Annotated in this window: 17 protein-coding genes; 8 read left to right on the top strand and 9 right to left on the bottom strand. The window is 41.7% G+C overall.

What is annotated here, in order from left to right; genetic code table 11:
* Position 1 precedes the first annotated feature (1 nt).
* Positions 2-1,282, top strand: a complete 1,281-nt coding sequence (gene murA / locus BKK52_RS06165; protein ID WP_077478261.1) for a UDP-N-acetylglucosamine 1-carboxyvinyltransferase — start codon at positions 2-4, stop codon at positions 1,280-1,282.
* A gap of 163 nt (positions 1,283-1,445) precedes the next feature.
* The gene (locus BKK52_RS06170; protein WP_077474357.1) at positions 1,446-3,050 is read left to right on the top strand and encodes a tannase/feruloyl esterase family alpha/beta hydrolase; all 1,605 of its coding nucleotides are present in this window, start codon (positions 1,446-1,448) and stop codon (positions 3,048-3,050) included.
* 99 nt (positions 3,051-3,149) lie between these two features.
* Here BKK52_RS06170 and cysK read toward each other — a convergent pair whose 3' ends face one another.
* Positions 3,150-4,097, bottom strand: a complete 948-nt coding sequence (cysK, locus tag BKK52_RS06175; RefSeq protein WP_077420301.1) for a cysteine synthase A — start codon at positions 4,095-4,097, stop codon at positions 3,150-3,152.
* A gap of 101 nt (positions 4,098-4,198) precedes the next feature.
* Positions 4,199-5,047 carry a sulfate transporter CysZ gene (gene cysZ / locus BKK52_RS06180; RefSeq protein ID WP_077478262.1) on the bottom strand — a complete coding sequence of 283 codons (849 nt, stop codon included), beginning with the start codon at positions 5,045-5,047 and terminating at the stop codon, positions 4,199-4,201.
* Between the two features lie 137 nt (positions 5,048-5,184).
* Between cysZ and zipA the strand changes: the two genes are divergently transcribed.
* Positions 5,185-6,144, top strand: coding sequence for a cell division protein ZipA (zipA, locus tag BKK52_RS06185; protein WP_077474355.1), 960 nt, complete (start codon positions 5,185-5,187; stop codon positions 6,142-6,144).
* Positions 6,145-6,246: 102 nt separating this feature from the next.
* A complete protein-coding gene (ligA, locus tag BKK52_RS06190; protein WP_077478264.1) occupies positions 6,247-8,253 on the top strand; it encodes an NAD-dependent DNA ligase LigA in 2,007 nt (668 codons plus the stop codon).
* A 302-nt stretch (positions 8,254-8,555) separates the two neighbouring features.
* Here ligA and plsY read toward each other — a convergent pair whose 3' ends face one another.
* Entirely contained in the window at positions 8,556-9,155 is a 600-nt protein-coding gene (plsY, locus tag BKK52_RS06195) for a glycerol-3-phosphate 1-O-acyltransferase PlsY (protein WP_077420293.1), read from the bottom strand.
* A gap of 85 nt (positions 9,156-9,240) precedes the next feature.
* Here plsY and folB point away from each other — a divergent pair, with 85 nt between their 5' ends.
* A complete protein-coding gene (gene folB, locus BKK52_RS06200; protein WP_077420291.1) occupies positions 9,241-9,594 on the top strand; it encodes a dihydroneopterin aldolase in 354 nt (117 codons plus the stop codon).
* Positions 9,595-9,623: 29 nt separating this feature from the next.
* Here the strand turns inward: folB and cpxA are convergent, their stop codons facing one another.
* From cpxA to yejK, 4 genes are all read right to left on the bottom strand, one after another.
* The gene (gene cpxA, locus BKK52_RS06205) at positions 9,624-11,033 is read right to left on the bottom strand and encodes an envelope stress sensor histidine kinase CpxA (protein WP_077478266.1); all 1,410 of its coding nucleotides are present in this window, start codon (positions 11,031-11,033) and stop codon (positions 9,624-9,626) included.
* A 9-nt stretch (positions 11,034-11,042) separates the two neighbouring features.
* Positions 11,043-11,750, bottom strand: coding sequence for a response regulator (locus tag BKK52_RS06210; protein ID WP_077420287.1), 708 nt, complete (start codon positions 11,748-11,750; stop codon positions 11,043-11,045).
* A 67-nt stretch (positions 11,751-11,817) separates the two neighbouring features.
* Positions 11,818-12,231, bottom strand: a complete 414-nt coding sequence (gene bamE, locus BKK52_RS06215) for an outer membrane protein assembly factor BamE (protein WP_077420285.1) — start codon at positions 12,229-12,231, stop codon at positions 11,818-11,820.
* A 63-nt stretch (positions 12,232-12,294) separates the two neighbouring features.
* The gene (gene yejK / locus BKK52_RS06220) at positions 12,295-13,311 is read right to left on the bottom strand and encodes a nucleoid-associated protein YejK (RefSeq protein WP_077478268.1); all 1,017 of its coding nucleotides are present in this window, start codon (positions 13,309-13,311) and stop codon (positions 12,295-12,297) included.
* A 130-nt stretch (positions 13,312-13,441) separates the two neighbouring features.
* Between yejK and BKK52_RS06225 the strand changes: the two genes are divergently transcribed.
* The 3 genes from BKK52_RS06225 (at position 13,442) to BKK52_RS06235 (ending at position 16,618) form a co-directional block, all read left to right on the top strand.
* Positions 13,442-13,660 (top strand): YejL family protein, encoded by a 219-nt coding sequence (locus tag BKK52_RS06225; protein ID WP_077420332.1) that lies wholly within the window; start codon positions 13,442-13,444, stop codon positions 13,658-13,660.
* 1 nt (position 13,661) lies between these two features.
* Positions 13,662-15,410, top strand: a complete 1,749-nt coding sequence (locus BKK52_RS06230; protein WP_077478269.1) for a DUF3413 domain-containing protein — start codon at positions 13,662-13,664, stop codon at positions 15,408-15,410.
* A 215-nt stretch (positions 15,411-15,625) separates the two neighbouring features.
* Positions 15,626-16,618, top strand: coding sequence for an amidohydrolase family protein (locus BKK52_RS06235; RefSeq protein WP_077420279.1), 993 nt, complete (start codon positions 15,626-15,628; stop codon positions 16,616-16,618).
* A 271-nt stretch (positions 16,619-16,889) separates the two neighbouring features.
* Here BKK52_RS06235 and hfq read toward each other — a convergent pair whose 3' ends face one another.
* Both hfq and rluC read right to left on the bottom strand, forming a co-directional pair.
* Positions 16,890-17,171 (bottom strand): RNA chaperone Hfq, encoded by a 282-nt coding sequence (hfq, locus tag BKK52_RS06240; RefSeq protein ID WP_077420277.1) that lies wholly within the window; start codon positions 17,169-17,171, stop codon positions 16,890-16,892.
* Between the two features lie 92 nt (positions 17,172-17,263).
* Positions 17,264-18,232: a 23S rRNA pseudouridine(955/2504/2580) synthase RluC gene (gene rluC / locus BKK52_RS06245; RefSeq protein WP_077420275.1), complete on the bottom strand. Its 969-nt coding sequence runs from the start codon at positions 18,230-18,232 to the stop codon at positions 17,264-17,266.
* Positions 18,233-18,617 lie beyond the last annotated feature (385 nt).

Consider the following 18,617-nt stretch of genomic DNA (forward strand, 5'->3'; position numbering starts at 1 on the left):
TATGGAAAAATTTCGTGTTTATGGCGGACAATCCCGCCTAAGCGGTACGGTCACGATTTCTGGGGCAAAAAATGCCGCACTTCCCATTCTTTTTGCTACTATCTTGGCGACCGAGCCGGTAAAACTCACCAATGTTCCGGAACTTAAAGATATTGAAACCACTCTTAAAATTTTACGCAAATTGGGTGTTGTGACGGAACGTGATGAAACCGGTGCGGTTTTATTGGATGCTTCAAAAATCGATCATTTTACTGCGCCTTATGATTTAGTGAAAACCATGCGAGCCTCCATTTGGGCATTGGCCCCGTTGGTTGCACGTTTTCACCAAGGTCAGGTTTCCTTGCCGGGGGGATGTTCGATTGGAGCACGCCCTGTGGATTTACATATTAGCGGTCTTGAAAAGATGGGCGCCGAAATTGTGCTTGAAGAAGGTTATGTAAAAGCGCAGGTTATGGATCGCTTAATCGGTACGCGTATTGTGATGGAAAAAGTGAGCGTGGGTGCGACTTTATCCATTATGATGGCAGCGACCCTTGCAAAAGGCACAACCGTGATTGAAAACGCTGCACGTGAACCGGAGATTGTGGATACGGCGGATTTCCTCAATAAAATGGGGGCAAAAATCAGTGGTGCGGGTTCGGATCATATTACGATTGAAGGTGTGGATCATCTAACAGGTTGTGAGTATAGTATCGTACCGGATCGTATTGAAACCGGAACATTCTTAGTGGCGGGGGCTATTTCAGGCGGACGTGTCGTCTGTAAAAATACCAAAGCGGATACCTTAGATGCGGTGATCGATAAATTACGTGAAGCCGGTGCGCAAGTCGATGTGACGGAAGATTCTATTACCTTGGATATGTTTGGTAATCGTCCAAAAGCCGTGAATATTCGCACAGCGCCCCACCCGGGATTCCCAACGGATATGCAGGCGCAATTCACCTTATTAAATATGGTGGCAGAAGGAACGAGTATTATCACCGAAACCATTTTTGAAAACCGATTTATGCATATCCCAGAACTCATCCGTATGGGGGGCAAGGCTGAAATTGAGGGTAATACGGCGGTATGCCACGGTGTCGCTCAACTTTTCGGGGCGGAGGTGATGGCAACGGATTTACGGGCGTCAATCAGTTTGGTTTTGGCGGGGTGTATTGCAACAGGGGAAACCATCGTTGATCGTATTTATCACATTGATCGCGGTTACGAACATATTGAAGAAAAACTTCGTTGTTTAGGTGCAAGAATCGAACGGTTTTCAGAAAAAAACGAAGAAGTATAGTCATTTCTCCTGATAGAGAGTAGGAAAGAGCGGTTAAATTTAACCGCTCTTTCCCGTTTAATGGAGATTAAATTTGAACGGGAAGGATGATTGGTATTTTATAAATTGATGATCTATTTCCTGTTAAAGTGCGGTCAGTTTTTTTATATTTTTTGGAGTAACAATGAATAAATTTTCCCTTTCTATATTTTCTCTCGCCATACTTGGTATTTCCCAGTCTGCTTTGGCAGAAGCGTCCCCAAATTCAACTGTTTTCAATGAGGCACAATGTCTTGCATTGAAGGCTTCATCTATTTTTGATACAGAGATTCAAAAAGTGGAATGGAATGCCGGTGGCGAAGTGCCGGCGGATAGAATGTCAGAACTTACCGGTGGTGCAAAGCAAAGCCTAAGAGCGGGTTCCCATTGTATTGTGGAAGGCGAGATTGCAGCGCGAACAGGGGCGGACGGCAAGCACTACGGTATTAAATTCCAGCTGCGTTTGCCTGAAAATTGGAACAATAAATTCCTGTTCCAAGGGGGCGGTGGGCTTGATGGTTTTGTTGCGCCTGCGGTGGGCGCTATTCCGGTTCGCACCTCAACGGCAACGCCTGCGTTAATGCGTGGCTATGCGGTGATGTCAATGGATTCAGGCCACCCAACGCCGACACCTGATTTTGGGGCGGATCAGCAGGCGCGTCTTGATTATGCCTATCAAGCCATCGGCAAGGCAACGCCTGTGGCGAAACAGTTAATTCAAACCGCTTATCAACAAAAAGCGAAACACCATTATTTTATGGGGTGCTCAAATGGTGGACGTGCCGCGATGATGGCAGCACAACGTTATCCACTTGAATTTGATGGTGTGATTGCGGCGAATCCCGGTTTTCGCCTTTCCCGCGCAGCGGTGGCGGAACAATGGGATAATCAGCAGCTGATGAAAATTGCCCCAACGAACGAAAAAGGTGAGAAAATTTTTGCCAATGCCTTAACTCAAGTGGATTTGGATAAAGTCGTCAACGGGGTGTTGGCACAATGCGATGCCAAAGACGGCTTGAAAGACGGCATTATCAATGGGTGGGAAAAATGTGATTTCACACCGGATTCTTTGGATTTGCCAAAAGAAAAAATTTCCGTATTGAAAGCGATTTTTGAGGGGGCAAAAAATAGTCACGGCGAACAAATTTATAGCGGTTGGTATTATGATTCAGGTATCAACCAAGAAGGCTGGCGTTCTTGGAAATTGGGCGATTCTCAAACTGCTGAGCCTAATGCCCGCAACATTGTGCTTTCCGGTGGCTCAATGACCTACTATTTTATGACTCCGATGCAGCCTGATTTTGACTTGATGAAATTTGATTTCGATAAAGATACACCGCGAGTTTATCAAACCGGCGCCATCAACGATGCCATTTCCACGGATTTAAGTAGTTTCAAAGCCAACGGCGGTAAATTAATCGTAGTGACAGGGGCGTCAGACCCGGTGTTTTCCGCCAAAGACCAAGTGGCTTGGTTCAATGCGTTACAAAACGACACCCAAAGTGCGGACAAATTTTCCCGACTTTTCGTCGCCCCGGGGCTTACCCATTGCGGTGGCGGCAACGGTTTGGATGATTTCGACCCATTAACCGCATTAGAACAATGGCACGACAACAACCAAGCCCCTGAGAGTTTGCTTGCCAAAAGCAAAACCTACCCAAATAAACAAATGCCAATTTGTGCCTATCCTAAAGTGGCAACTTATATCGGTGGCGATGAAAATAAAGCGACAAGTTTTGAATGTCGTTAATTAAAAAATGGCCGCAAGTGCGGTCATTTTTATGTGCGTTTTATCTTCCACAAAAAATGCGGCGATTTTCAGCCGCACTTTGTGATTGATGAAATGATATTAGGCTTCAATGCCTTCAAATAACGCCGTGCTGAGATAGCGTTCTGATGCGGATGGAAGAATAACCACGATCAACTTATCTTTAAATTCTGGTAGTTTTGCAATACGGTCAGCAACGGCAACCGCAGCTCCGGAAGAAATGCCGGCTAAAATACCTTCCTCTGCCATCAAACGACGGGCTGTAGCGATGGCGGTGTCACTGTCCACGGTTTCCACGCGATCAATTAATGATAAATCCAAATTTTTCGGCACAAACCCGGCCCCGATGCCTTGAATTTTGTGCGGACCCGGTTTCACTTCTTCGCCGGCTAAGGTTTGAGTGATAACAGGTGATTCGGTTGGCTCAACTACCACTGAGGTGATAGCTTTGCCAAAATCTAATTTAATGGCACGGGAAACCCCGGTAATCGTGCCACCGGTGCCGGCACCGGCAACCACCACATCCACTTTCCCTTCTGTGTCTTTCCAAATTTCAACTCCTGTGGTTTCACGGTGAATTTGTGGGTTTGCCGGGTTTTCAAACTGTTTTAACATCACATAACGATTCGGATCTGAGGCAACAATTTCTTCCGCTTTGGCAATCGCACCTTTCATACCTTTTGCCCCTTCGGTCAGCACAAGGTTCACGCCTAAGCCACGTAATAAACGCTTACGTTCCAAACTCATGGTTTCCGGCATTGTGAGGGTAATTTTATAACCACGAGCCGCTGCTACATAGGCTAGCGCAATACCGGTATTACCGCTGGTGGCATCCACAATTTCTTTGTCTTTGGTGAGGATTCCGTCTTTTTCTGCTTGCCATACCATATTGGCACCAATGCGGCATTTCACGCTAAAACTCGGGTTTCTGCCTTCAATTTTTGCCACAATATTACCATGACCAAAATGTTTTAAACGTACAAGCGGTGTGTTACCGATACTGTAAGAATTATCCGCATAAATTGTCATATTTACTCCCTTATGAAGATGATTTTATTTTTGATGGCTCAGTTATAACACCGAACATTAGATAAAAAAAATAGTTATTGGATCTATTTTATAACCAAACGCTATTTCACAATTTGATTATTGTTTGTACGAATACCCGTGCCTTTCGTGTGAGCTACCACCTCGGTGGGAGCGCTATCACGGCGATAATTAAAATTCATATCAAAACGTAAACGATCACGATAGTTTTCGACCCACATCACCGTTGCACCGCATACAGCAACGGGAATAATCACTAAATTTACGATAGGTAAAAACGTGCAACAAGTGACTAATCCACCAAAAGTGAGGCTTTGCGAACGTTGTTCACCCAAGGCATTTTTCATTACATTAAAGGAAATTTTATGATTATCAAAAGGATAGTCACAGTATTGAATCGCCATCATCCAAGCGGTGAATAAAAAGGTGAGAACTGGCACGATGGTTTGTCCCACCACAGGAATAAAACCCAATAAAAACAAGCCGATAATTTTGGGCAGGCTGTACCACAATTTTTGCCATTCACGGTGTAACATTCGAGGCACGTCTTTCATCATATCCAGCCAACCGTCATCGTTAATCGGTTCGCCGGTGAGCATTTTTTCTAACTTTTCCGACAATAATCCGTTAAAAGGCGCGGCGATAAAACCGGATAATGTGGTGAAAGTGAAATAAAACAGTAATAAAATCATCCCCACCGACAGCACTAATAAAATGACACTTAAAAAGCCGAGCCAATCCGGAACAAAGCTCATCAGCCAATCAATCATTGTGCTAATTTGTGAAATAAACAGCCAAAATAATCCGGAAAGTAAAACCACATTGAGTAAAATCGGCATAAGAACGAAACGGCGAAGCCCTTTTTGCGTAATGAAATGCCAGCCCATTACAAAATAATGAAAACCGGCTTTAATTTCTTGTTGATGAATCATTTTTTTCCTTCTTAACGGTGAGTAAGTGCGGTCGGTTTCGACCGTGTTTTTGCCACAAAATTCCCCATCCATCCTGTTTTTTAACTTTTCAAAATATGGTAGCATTAGCGCAATTTCATTGCCTGTAGGGAGCAAAAATGGATCTGAATACCATCTTGATTATTTTAGGCGTAGTGGCACTTGTTGCCCTTGTTGCACACGGATTATGGTCAAATCGTCGTGAGAAATCAAAGTATTTTAAAAACGCAGACACATTTAACCGCACTTTCACACAAAACCAACAAGAGCCGTCGGCACAATCCCTTACCGAATCAGAAGCGGTTTCTGTGCAGCCATCTCAACCCCTTTCTATCGCTACACAGCAATCTTTTGATTACGAACAACCTGTGGCGCAGGTCGATTATCGTGAAACCGAACGAACTGTCGATGATATTAAAATTTCCATTCCGAATGCTACACCTGTGCGTGAACCGGTTCGTATGGAATATAATATGAAACCTGCACAGCCTCAAACTTCGGCAAATCCTGCAACAATGACCCTTGAGCAATTGGAATCGCAAAATAATGAATTGGAAGGGATTAATTCTTCCTCGCCCGAATTGCGTGAACAGCTTTCACAAATGGCACGAGGCGAATTGGATGAAGTCAAACCGAGCGTGCATTTTAATGAAACCCGCCAGCCTGAAGCGGAAGTGAAAAAGCAAACGTCAGGTTATATTCAGCTTTATGTCATTTCACCGCAACATCGTGAATTTCACGGTGTACGTTTGGTGCAATCTCTTGAATATTTAGGCTTTATTTTCGGCAAAAATAATATGTATCACCGCCATTTTGATTTAAGTGTGGCAAGCCCGATCTTATTTAGTGTGGCGAACTTACAAAATGAAGGCGGTTTTGACTCCTATAATACGGATTTCAGCACGATTGGCATTACATTGTTTATGAAGTTACCTTCGCCGGGCAATGATCTTGCCAATCTGAAATTGATGATTCGTGCCGCTAAAACCCTTGCGGAAGATTTGGGTGGTTCGGTGCTGACCGAAGATGAACAAATCTTTGATGATTACCAAGAACAACGTTACCTTGCACGAGTATAAAACCCATTAATTTTCTACCGCACTTTTCATTTGGGCGAACGTTAAGTTCGCCTTTATTATGCGAAAGATTAAAAAGTGCGGTCATTTTTCATCGAGAATTTTATGACTGACATTCAAACTCAGATTAACAATCTACGCAAAATCTTGCGTCAATACGAATATGAATATCACGTTTTGGATAACCCAAGCGTGCCGGATAGCGAATATGATCGTCTTTTTCACCGGCTCAAAGCCTTAGAATTAGAACATCCCGAACTGATTACCACCGACTCACCAACCCAACGGGTTGGAGCAAAGCCTCTTTCAGGATTCAACCAAATCCGTCATGAAATTCCTATGCTATCCCTTGATAATGCTTTTTCCGATGAGGAATTTCACGCCTTTGTCAAACGTATTGAAGAGCGTTTGACAGTGGCACCAAAATCGCTCACTTTTTGTTGCGAGCCAAAACTGGACGGACTGGCGGTGAGCATTTTATATGTGAACGGCGTGCTGACCCAAGCGGCAACCCGAGGCGATGGCACCACGGGGGAAGATATTACAGCGAACATTCGCACCATTCGTAACATTCCGTTGCAATTACTCACAGACAATCCGCCGGCACGCCTTGAAGTACGGGGAGAAGTATTTATGCCCCATAAAGGGTTTGAACGTTTGAACGAATACGCCCTAGCACACGGTGAGAAAATCTTTGCCAATCCACGCAATGCGGCGGCAGGATCACTGCGTCAGCTCGATCCGAAAATCACCAGTAAACGTCCCCTTGTATTGAATGCTTACGGTATCGGCATTGCAGAAGGCGTGGATTTACCCGATACCCAATATGAGCGTTTACAATGGTTGAAATCTATCGGTATTCCGGTCAATCCGGAAATTCGTTTGTGCAACGGTTCGGATGAGGTTTTGGCGTTTTATCGCGATATTCAAAATAAACGCAGTGAGCTTGGTTATGATATTGACGGCACAGTGCTGAAAATTAACGATATTGCTTTGCAAAATGCGTTGGGTTTTATTTCGAAAGCGCCCCGCTGGGCGATTGCTTATAAATTTCCGGCACAAGAGGAATTAACAGTATTAAATGGTGTGGAATTCCAAGTGGGACGCACAGGGGCAATTACCCCGGTGGCGAAATTAGAACCGGTATTTGTTGCCGGCGTGACTGTGAGTAATGCGACCTTACACAATGGGGATGAAATTGCCCGTTTGGACATTGCCATCGGCGATACGGTGATCATTCGTCGTGCCGGTGATGTGATTCCGCAAATTATCGGCGTGTTGCGTGAACGCCGCCCGAACGATGCCAAACCCATTGTTTTCCCGACAAATTGCCCGGTGTGCGGCTCGCAAATTGTCCGCATCGAAGGTGAAGCGGTAGCTCGTTGTACCGGCGGGCTATTCTGTGAAGCACAGCGGAAAGAAGCCTTAAAACATTTTGTTTCACGCAAAGCCATGGATATTGACGGCGTTGGCGGAAAATTGATTGAACAGTTGGTAGATCGTGAATTAATCCACACACCGGCAGATCTGTTCAAACTTGAACTTACCACACTGACACGTTTAGAACGTATGGGGAAAAAATCAGCGGAAAATGCACTAAACAGTTTAGAAAAAGCCAAGCAGACTACTCTTGCCCGTTTTATTTTTGCCTTAGGGATTCGTGAAGTCGGTGAAGCAACCGCCTTGAATCTCGCCAATCATTTTCAAACCCTTGAAGCCTTGCAAAATGCTGATTTTGAACAGCTCCAGCAAGTGCCGGATGTGGGCGAAGTGGTGGCTAACCGCATTCTGGCATTCTGGCGTGAACCTCATAATGTGGAAGTAGTGCAAGATCTCATCGCACAAGGGGTACATTGGGAAGCGGTAGAAATAAAAGAAGTAAAGGAAAACCCGTTCAAAGGTAAAACCGTTGTTCTCACCGGTACACTCAGCCAAATGGGGCGAAATGAAGCCAAAGCCTTGCTACAAGAAATGGGGGCGAAAGTCAGTGGATCTGTTTCTGCCAAAACGGATTTTGTTATCGCCGGCGATGCTGCAGGCTCAAAACTGACCAAGGCACAGGAATTGGGCGTAGCAATTCTTTCGGAAGAGGAATTTTTGGCACAGATTTGAATTTTTTAACAAGAGGAAAGTTGTTCCTTAAATTTGTCGGCAAAGAAAAACTTCTAAAAAAATCGGCATTATATAGCAAATGCACAAAAGGAAAAAATGTAGGGGCATATTGCGTGTGTCCTTTATAAAACCAAATTATTTCAATATATTACAAGCGGACATACGCAGTGTGGCCCTACAAATAAATCCAAAATAAAGTTTTATGCAATTGCTACATAATAGTGAAAAAATCACCGCACTTTTTTCGTAAAGTGCGGTGATTTTTATTGCCAATTTTAATCCATTTTCTAGAAGAGAGATTTTTATTTTTTCTTAAATTTTGACCACATTTTGTCTTCTTGCCCACGCCACAAACGCTGAATGTTGTCGTGGTGGCGATAGACCAAAAGACAGCTTACCAAAGCAACGGGGAAAGTAAATTCCGGTTTAAACCACCAGACATAAAAAGGAGCTAACAGTGCAGTAACGACTGCACTTAAAGAAGAATAACCGCTGACTAAAAATAGGACCATCCAAGTGCCGAAAGTAGTTCCGGCTACCCCCCAGGCGATGGGAGCAATGGCACCAAAAGCGGTGGCAACGCCTTTTCCGCCGCGAAATTGGAAAAAAACGGGGAAAATATGCCCTAGGCAAGCACCTAATGCCACCATTCCTAATTCAAATTGGGTGAACCCAAGATAATACCCCGCCCAAACCGGCAGCATTCCTTTTAAAATATCAAAAATTAGCACGCCTAATGCCGTCCAGCGTCCGCCGATACGGAGAACATTGGTTGCACCGGGATTGTGGGAGCCGTGCTCGCGAGGATCAGGCAAGCCCGTCATTTTGCAAATTAAAATAGCACCGGAAATTGAGCCTAAAAGGTAGGCAAAAATCATATAAAGGATGGCGAACAGGCTCATTTTCACCTCTAATTGATAAAATTGATTCGCTATTCTACCTAAACTTGATAGCATACGCCTACAATAATTTTAGAGGAATCTGACAATGGATAAAATTTTTATTGAAGAATTGACGGTATTTGCACAAATCGGCGTTTATGATTGGGAACAACAAATTAAACAAAAGCTGATTTTTGATCTTGAAATGGAGTGGGATTGCCGAAAAGCGGCAGAAACCGATGATGTACAATATTGCCTGAATTATGCAGAAGTCAGCCAGCTGATTTTGGATTACGTGCAATCTAAACCTTTTTTATTGGTTGAGCGCGTGGCCTATGAGGTCGCAGATTTGCTACAAAAACGCTTTTCCATTTCAGGATTGCGTTTAAAATTGAGTAAACCCCAAGCCGTTTCTCAAGCACGAAGTGTCGGGATTATTGTGGAGCGGGGTTCACTCTAAAACATTGACCATTCAGAAGCAGGCAAAATTTATTTATTTAGCCAAAGCGGTAAGGCGATAGTGACAGCCAAGCCGCCAAATTCGCTTTTCTCAACCCAAACTTTTCCTTGATGTTCTTTAACCACATTGGAAACAATGGCAAGCCCTAACCCTGTGCCGCCAGTTGTGCGTGTACGGGCTTCATCGACACGATAGAATGGATGGAAAATTTTTTCAAACTCAGTGGGACTCACCCCGGATCCGTTGTCATCAATGCGGATCCTGACAAATTCTTCTTCTTCTTCTTCTTGGATAAAAATAGTAAGTTTGATCTTATCCTTTGTGTATTTCAGCGCATTTCTAATGATATTTTCGACCGCACTTTGTAATAATTTAATGTTGCCGTTAAGGAGAATTGGCATGCCGTTATTTGGCAAATTGATATATTGTTCAAATTCAATGCGTTGTTGCTCCGCTTCAAAGAGCGCATCCTGTATCACGTCGTGCCAAATGTTTTCAGCCGGGAAAATATTCCGTTCGGTTTGTGAGTTCATTTGTTGACGGGAAATTAAAAGTAGCTCATTGATCATTTTATCCATTCTCTCAATTTCTTTTTCGATTCGCTTCAGTGCGAGATTATCGCCTATTTGATGGCGAATAAGGGCAGTAGCGAGCTGTAATCGGGTAAGAGGGGTTTTTAGCTCATGAGAAATGGAGGAAAGTAAATTTTGATGGTTTGAGAGCAAATCATTGATTGATTTTGTCATTCGGTTAAAACTTTGTCCTACTTGACGAAGTTCAAGCGGACCATGTTTGGTTAATTGTGAGTCAACCTCAAAATTTCCAAGTGCAACAGAATTAGCCGCTTTCTGTAAACGTGAGATTGGTTTTACGATGGTGTGGGTAAACCACCATAATAATGGGCTGGTAATGAATACGGTAAGTAAAAAAAGTACGATTGGGTAATCAATCATATACCGTAAAATTTCTTGATATGGATTGACACGAGAGATAAAAAAGAGTGAAAAGGGTTCACTAAAATCATCTAAATAAATTTGAAAAGGACCTGCAATTTGAATATCTTTGAAATTCTTTTTCATTGGATGTGAAAATTCATTTGCATTATCAATGAAGCGATAAACATAGTTTTTTTCTTCATTGAATGCGCCGAGAATTTCTTTCTTGTTAGGATCAAATAATATCGGTCGTGCGTTATCTGATTTATCAATTGGTAGAATCGGAACTTTGGCGGCTAACGATTTAATTTTATTGTTACGAATTGATTCTGCGATCTTCTTTTGATAGTGGGTAATTTCATTTTCTTGTAACGAAGAGTAAATAGTACTATCCAAATACGGTAAGGTAACAACAAGAGCCATCATGGCAAAAAATCCAACCCAGAATACGGTAAATGTTCGGATTGTCAGCTGGTTTAAACTAAATTTACTTTGATATTGCATTGGATGTCATTACTCGCTAATTAAAAGATATCCCCGTCCCCGTAAAGTTTTAAACCAAGGTAATCCATCTTTTCTTGGGGGTAATTTTTTGCGTAAATTTGACATATGCATATCAATGGAACGATCAAAAGGGCTAAGGGATTTTCCTAATACGTGCATACTGAGTTCTTCCCGTGTAATAGGTTCACCTTGTGAGAGAATTAATGCTTCAAGTAGTGAAAATTCCGAAACCGTGAGGGGGATTTCTTGTGTTTTGTAGAAGGTTTGCTGGTATCGTTGATTGAGTTTTAATCCGTCAAAATAAATCCAACCTTCATTATTTTGCATTTCTTGTCTATCCTGAACTTTGTTGGAATTATTTTCACTTCGGCGCAAAATAGCCTTAATTCGGGCGATTAATTCACGATCATTAAAAGGTTTTGGCAAATAATCATCGGCACCGAGTTCTAAACCTAACACACGATCAATATCGTCACCGCGCGCGGTAAGCATCATTACGGGAATATTGGATTGACGGCGGATTTGTTTTAGGGTTTCAATACCATTTAATACAGGCATCATTACATCTAGCAAAATTAGTGAATAATCCTGTTCAAGTTTATTGAGTGCTTCTTGCCCGTTATTGGCAATATCTACATTAAAGCCTGATAAGGAAAGGACTTCTGAAAGTAAGTCTGTCAGTTCGGTATCATCATCAACTAATAAAATTTTTGACATAATCAAGACTCTTGAGATTATTTTTTATAACCCAAAAATATGCCTGCTAAAGCAGGCAATAAAAGGATTACCAAAATTTCCACCAAGATTTTTTAGTGGCATCACCTTTGCGTTCAATAATTGTGTTATTTTCGTTTTGTGCGGTTATTTCCGGCAATGGTTTATCTAAAGTTGTTTCGGTAACAATACCACGTTGGTCAAACTTGACCGTAAAAGTATATTGTTCCGGCGTTTGGTAGGCTCGTTGTTGGAGGAAAATGTAGTACCAAGTTAAATTACTGTAAGGATCGATTAAAACGGGCGTACCGAGTAAATATTGGACTTGTTGAACGCTCATCCCCTGCTTCACTTGTGCGACATTGGCGGCTTCTAAATAATTGCCTTGCGGCACATCAATACGATAAACCACTTTTTCAATAGTGGAGCAGGCAGAAAGGCTTAATGCCAATACGGTTGCACCAAAAAGAGTTTTAAATTGCATTTTCTTTACCTTATTTTTTGCAAATTTAGCGAAATAATACCCAAAGTTAATACGCTTGCCAAACTAATTCTCTGATTTCAGTGACTTTTGTAATTGGTCTTTTAAATTAGGCGGTAAACCTTTAATTGTTAGCTCATCAGCTGTTGGGTTCCAATGAATACGGGTATTAAGTAAGTCCGCATCAAAACTTAATGTCACCCCTTTGCCTGAACCGGAAAATTTTGTGAGCGATTTTAATGTTGAACGCACAGGCGGAATATTTTCTTCCAGTCCGTAATCTTGTGTTTCGGCAAAGGAAATAAAAGATTGCTCGTTTAGAGTGGGTAAGTTTTCGGAAAGTTCCGTTAATTCAATTTCTTCACCGCCGGCAAGTTGTCCTTTGCAATACTCAAAAACTTGTTTTTTTACCGCTTGGGTTTGTTCTTTATTCAGTTCGCCTTGTTCGCAATAATCACTCACCGCTTGCAGTAAACATTGATTTTGAACTTGTGGATTTAATCCTTCTTCCGCCCCTAAAAAATCCATAAAGAAATCACTGATTTTTCTCCCTACGCGTCCCTTAATAAAGGTTAAATAACGGTTGGAATTGGCGTTTACCTGCAAATCCGTCAAATTCACCCGGGCGGCAATATCAAATTGGGTGATGTCTAAATATTCCGTGCGACGAATGTCCAAATGCTCATCTACCAACATACTGTGGCGGTTGTCGAGCAATGCGATGAATAAATAATCCGTGGCTAAAAAATTATATTGGCACAAAATCAGCGTGCCGCTATCAGCAAAATTATATTTGCTCAATTCCTCCGCCAGCAGTTTGGTGGCATATTGGCTGAATCCCAAAAATTCCATTTCCTGCTCCAATAAACGGTTCAAATGTTGAGCGAAGACGGAATGTTCTTGGAAAACACCAAAGGCTTTGGCTTTGTTTTGATAGCATTGGTGGAGTTGTAGCATCATTTGTTCCACTTCGGGTGTAATCGTCAGCAATTCGTCACGCAGAATGCTTTCCATTTTAGTATTTTCATCGTTAATTTTTTTGATTAATTGGTGTAGCACAATTTGATTTACGGTAATGCTCATTTATTTTTCCTCTTTCAAAAACACCGCAAATTATAACCGCACTTTTTCTGTAAGAAAAAAGAAATTATTTAGGATCTTGTCAATAATCGGGTATGATAGAGCAACTTTTTTCTCTTTTATTTTTTTACAAATGGCTCAACATTCAAAATATTCCGATGCACAGCTGAACGCCATCATCAACGATATGATTGCGGTGTTGGAAAGACACAAAGCACCGGTGGATTTATCGCTCATCGCACTGGGCAATATGGCTAGTAATTTGCTCACTACCAGTGTGCCGCAAAGCCAACGTGAAGCCTTAGCGAAAGCATTCTCCAATTCTTTAATCAATGCAGTGAAAACGCACTAATATGATGTGGTTTAAAAAAGGCACGTTCAGCGGAAAACAATACCGTGACGACACTTCACGAAAAATTTCGTGGGGTCATTGGTTTGCCTTTTTTAATATTATTATTGCCGTGTTAATCGGCGCCCGTTATGCCTTCCTGATTGATTGGCCGGATACCCTAAGCGGCAAACTTTACTTTTTTGTCAGCTTGCTGGGACATTTCAGTTTTAGCGTGTTTGCCCTGTATTTGTTGGTGATTTTTCCCCTAAGTTTTATTGTCAAAAATCACCGCACTTTCCGTGGTTTAACCGTGATTTTTTCCACCATTTGCACGACTTTACTGCTTTTTGATACTGAAGTGTTTCACCGCTTTAATTTGCATTTGTCCTCCGTGGTGTGGAATTTATTGGTGAATCCGGAAAACGGCGAAATGTCCCGTGATTGGCAAATTTTCTTTGCGCCAATGCCGATAATTTTACTGGTGCAAATGCTGTTTTCCCGTTGGAGTTGGGAAAAACTGCGCAGTTTGGAACGCCAAAAATGGTTGAAGAAAGTGGGGATTTTTTTCACTTTAGCCTTTATCGCCACTCATCTGATTTATGCATGGGCGGATGCGTATTTGTATCGCCCTATTACCATGCAGCGTTCAAACTTTCCCCTTTCTTACCCGATGACGGTACGCTCATTCTTGGAAAAACACGGCTTATTAGACGGCGAACAATATACGCAAAAATTAGATCAGGAAGGGCGGTTAGATGCATTAAAAATTGATTATCCAAAAAATAAACTTCATTTCGCCCCAATGGCTGTGAAACCGAATATATTAATCATCACGGTTTCTGGGTTGCGTTATGATGCGATTTCCAATGAAAAAATGCCAAAATTAGCGGAGTTCTCCACCAGTTCAAGCCAATTTGCCAATCATTACAGTAGTGGCAATACAAATAGGGCGGGATTAGTCGGCTTATTTTACGGTTTAAATGCCAACTATGTGGACAGTATTTTGAGCAATCACACCCCTTCCGTATTGATTGAAAAATTACGAGCGGAGCAATATCAAATGGGGTTATTCTCGGCAACCAATTTTAAAGAGAGCCTTTTCCGCCAAGCATTGTTCCGTGGAATAAAATTGCCTCAGCGTAAATTGGGTAATGAAAGTGCGGTCAAAAATTTCAATGAATTTATGGCGGTAAGAAAAGCAAATGAGGCTTGGTTTGCTTATCTTGATCTTGAACTACAAGTCAAAAACAAAGCGGAATATGACCGCACTTTAGGGCAAATTGATCGGTTGATTGAAGAGGCATTAGCGAATACGCCGCTAGACAATACGATGGTGATTATTACCGCAGAACACGGGTTGACATTCGATGATATGAATGAAAAAGAGCGGTTAAATTATTTTGCTCGTGATCAAATTCAAGTGCCGTTGTTGGTTTATTGGAAAGCCTTGCCGGTGGGAATAAAAGAAGGGCTGACGAGCCATACCGATATATTGCCGGCATTAATGACACACCTTTTTAACCTTCAGAATCCTCTCAATGATTATTCGCAAGGTCGTAACTTATTTGATTTGAAAGGAGATGACTGGGTGCTTGTTTCCAATTATCGTTGGAATGTGCTGATTCAACCTGATGGTACGCAATACCACATCGATCGCAAAGGAAACTACAAAAAATTTGACCGCACTTATCAAGAGCTGTCTTCGACTCGTCCTCCGCTCGGGTTATTTTTGGAAATGTTCAAACGAGAAAATTCATTTTTTGAAAAATAGCAAAGTATTAGTTGAACTCTTTACGCAATAAAAATGAATAGCTTTTTGAGATTTAACCCTTTATACTTGCGCTCCAGTTTAAGACTGGAAAGATGTTATTAATGAAAATCCGTGAGTTTTCATAACATTATTACAATGCTTCTCGCCGCGTTTTTTGCGCCTTTCAATTAATACGCTTCTCGTCTTTTTATCCTCATTCTTTTTATGGAGTTTGTATGAAAAGCCATGTTCGTAGTTTCAAAACCTATATTCGCGATGAAATCATTAAAAAAGGCGGCTGGGTGAATGCCCACGCTCACGCTGATCGCGCCTTCACTATGACACCGGAAAAAATCGGGATTTATCATAGTAGTAATTTACAACAAAAATGGGATTTGGTGGATGAAGTAAAACGCACGTCCAGTGTAGATGATTATTATGCCCGTTTTTGCCAATCAATTGAGTTAATGATTTCCCAAGGGGTGACGGCATTTGGAACTTTTGTGGATATTGACCCGATTTGTGAAGATCGGGCGATTATCGCAGCCCATAAAGCTCGAGAAGTGTATAAACACGATATTATTCTTAAATTTGCCAATCAGACCTTAAAAGGGGTGATTGAACCAACCGCACGAAAATGGTTCGACATCGGGTCGGAAATGGTGGATATGATTGGTGGCTTGCCTTATCGTGATGAGTTGGATTACGGACGTGGTCTTGAGGCAATGGATATTTTACTCGATAAAGCCAAATCTCTTGGTATTATGTGCCACGTTCATGTGGATCAATTCAATAATCCGAGTGAAAAAGAAACGGAACAACTGTGTGATAAAACAATTGAACACGGTATGGAAGGGCGTGTAGTAGGGATTCACGGCATTTCAATCGGCTCTCATTCAAAAGAATATCGCTATAAACTTTACGAAAAAATGCGTAAAGCAAAAATGATGATGATCGCCTGCCCTATGGCGTGGATTGATAGTAACCGGAAAGAAGATCTTATGCCATTTCATAACGCTTTAACTCCGGCAGATGAGATGATTCCGGAAGGAATTACCGTTGCCTTGGGAACGGATAATATCTGTGACTATATGGTTCCCCTTTGTGAAGGGGACTTATGGCAAGAGCTAAGTTTGCTTGCGGCGGGTTGTCGTTTCCCGCATTTGGATGCGATGGTGGATATTGCGAGTATTAACGGACGGAAAGTGTTAGGGTTGGATCCGATTTAATTGGATCGGATAAACGTAAAGAATAAAAAAGTGCGGTGAAAAATAAAATGGTTTTTTTATATTTACCGTGATGGTGTAAAGGGTTACCCATTTAAAAAATCTCCATTGGCTAATTAGCCAATGGAGATTTTATATTATTGCGGGAGGTTTTTATAAAAGATGTAAAAATAAGGGCAATCCAAAAGTCACCCTTTGTTAAAAATCGACTTTGTGCAGTTGTAATATAAACACCTTAAATTTTAACCGCACTTTGAGAAGATATTTGAATCGGCTATTCGGCTTTTGTTTCAGTTTCTTCCGATACTTCTGTTACTGCTTGCACATTATGATGGTTATTATTGTGATGAGAAACAGAGCGAACCGGCACCACAGTCGAAATTGCGTGTTTGTATACCATTTGGTTAACGGTATTTCTTAGTAGAATCACAAACTGATCAAATGATTCAATTTGACCTTGTAATTTGATCCCGTTGACGAGATAAATTGACACGGGGATACGCTCTCGACGTAATGCATTTAAATAAGGATCTTGTAAAGATTGTCCTTTTGCCATTTTGCTATCCTTTTGTTGTCGTTATTATGAAAAAATATTGATAGAAACAAGTTGTCTCCGCGTGCAAATATAGCAATAAATACCAAATTTGTCTATTTGCTTTCCCGTAACTTTTTCAGTACCGCTTTCATTTTCTCATCAAGAGGTGCATTTACCCGCAAGATTTCATTTGTTTTAGGGTGCTCGAAACGAATAGAGAAAGCGTGCAAAAATAAACGATTTAAGCCTAATGCTTTCATTTTTTCGTCAAAATCTTTGTCGCCATATTTATCATCTAACGCAATAGGATGCCCTGCATATTGGGTATGCACACGAATTTGATGGGTTCGTCCGGTGATTGGCGAGGCTTTTATCAGTGTGGCATTCGGATAACGTTCTTCAATGGAAAAACGGGTTTCAGAAGGTTTACCCTGTTCATTTACACGCACAATGCGTTCGCCGCCGGAGAGTTCATTTTTAAGTAAAGGGGCTTTGACTATTTTTGTGTGGGATTGCCATTGTCCGCGGACCAGGGCTAAATAATCCTTTTGTACGGTTTTTATGCGGAGTTGTTCGTGGAGATGACGTAATGTCGAACGTTTTTTGGCAATGAGCAAAATACCGGAGGTATCCCGATCCAAACGATGAACTAATTCTAAAAAACGTGCCTCGGGGCGTAGGGCACGCAGGGCTTCAATCACGCCAAAGTTTAATCCGCTCCCTCCGTGAACCGCAATGCCGGAAGGTTTATTTAGCACGATCAGGCAATCGTCTTCAAACAAAATTTTGTGTTCAAGATCGGCGACTTTATTTAAATTTTTCGATATCGGGGCATTATTTTTTTCTGTCGTACGCACCGGTGGTATCCGTACCACATCACCCATTTGCAATTTATACTCAGGTTTAATCCGTCCTTTGTTCACCCGCACTTCACCTTTACGAACAATGCGATAAATTAAACTTTTTGGTACACCTTTGAGTTTTGTCAACAAATAATTATCAATGCGCTGACCGGCTTCATCCTCATTAATTGTGAGTATTTTTACCGTGGCATTGATGATGTTTTCTTTTTGTTCCGTCATTTTTTCACCTTTCGAAAATTGGCGCGAATCATATCATAAAAGCCTTTTTGAGGGGAATTCTCGCCTTGCTAATTTATCGGTTTCTATGGATAATAGAGCGTCTTTTTATGCCTAAAATCCGGCGTAAAGAAATGGCAAGTTTGTTGGTAAAAACTCAATGCAGCATTTGGCATAAGACATTGATAATCAACATTTTTTCTCTAAATAAATGTGCCGCTTGCAACGCGTGGGAAACATTGCGTTGTTTTATAAAACAATCCTTTAATTGTTTCATAACGTTATCAATGCACCCAGCAACATACAATCGTGAGATTGACTGGCGCGAGAAACACGAGGTCGATAGCGAAGCAAAGTGCGGTTTATTTTGAGGTATTTTTTAATTTAA

Source organism: Rodentibacter trehalosifermentans, from assembly GCF_002000545.1.
Taxonomy (GTDB): Bacteria; Pseudomonadota; Gammaproteobacteria; order Enterobacterales; family Pasteurellaceae; genus Rodentibacter; species Rodentibacter trehalosifermentans.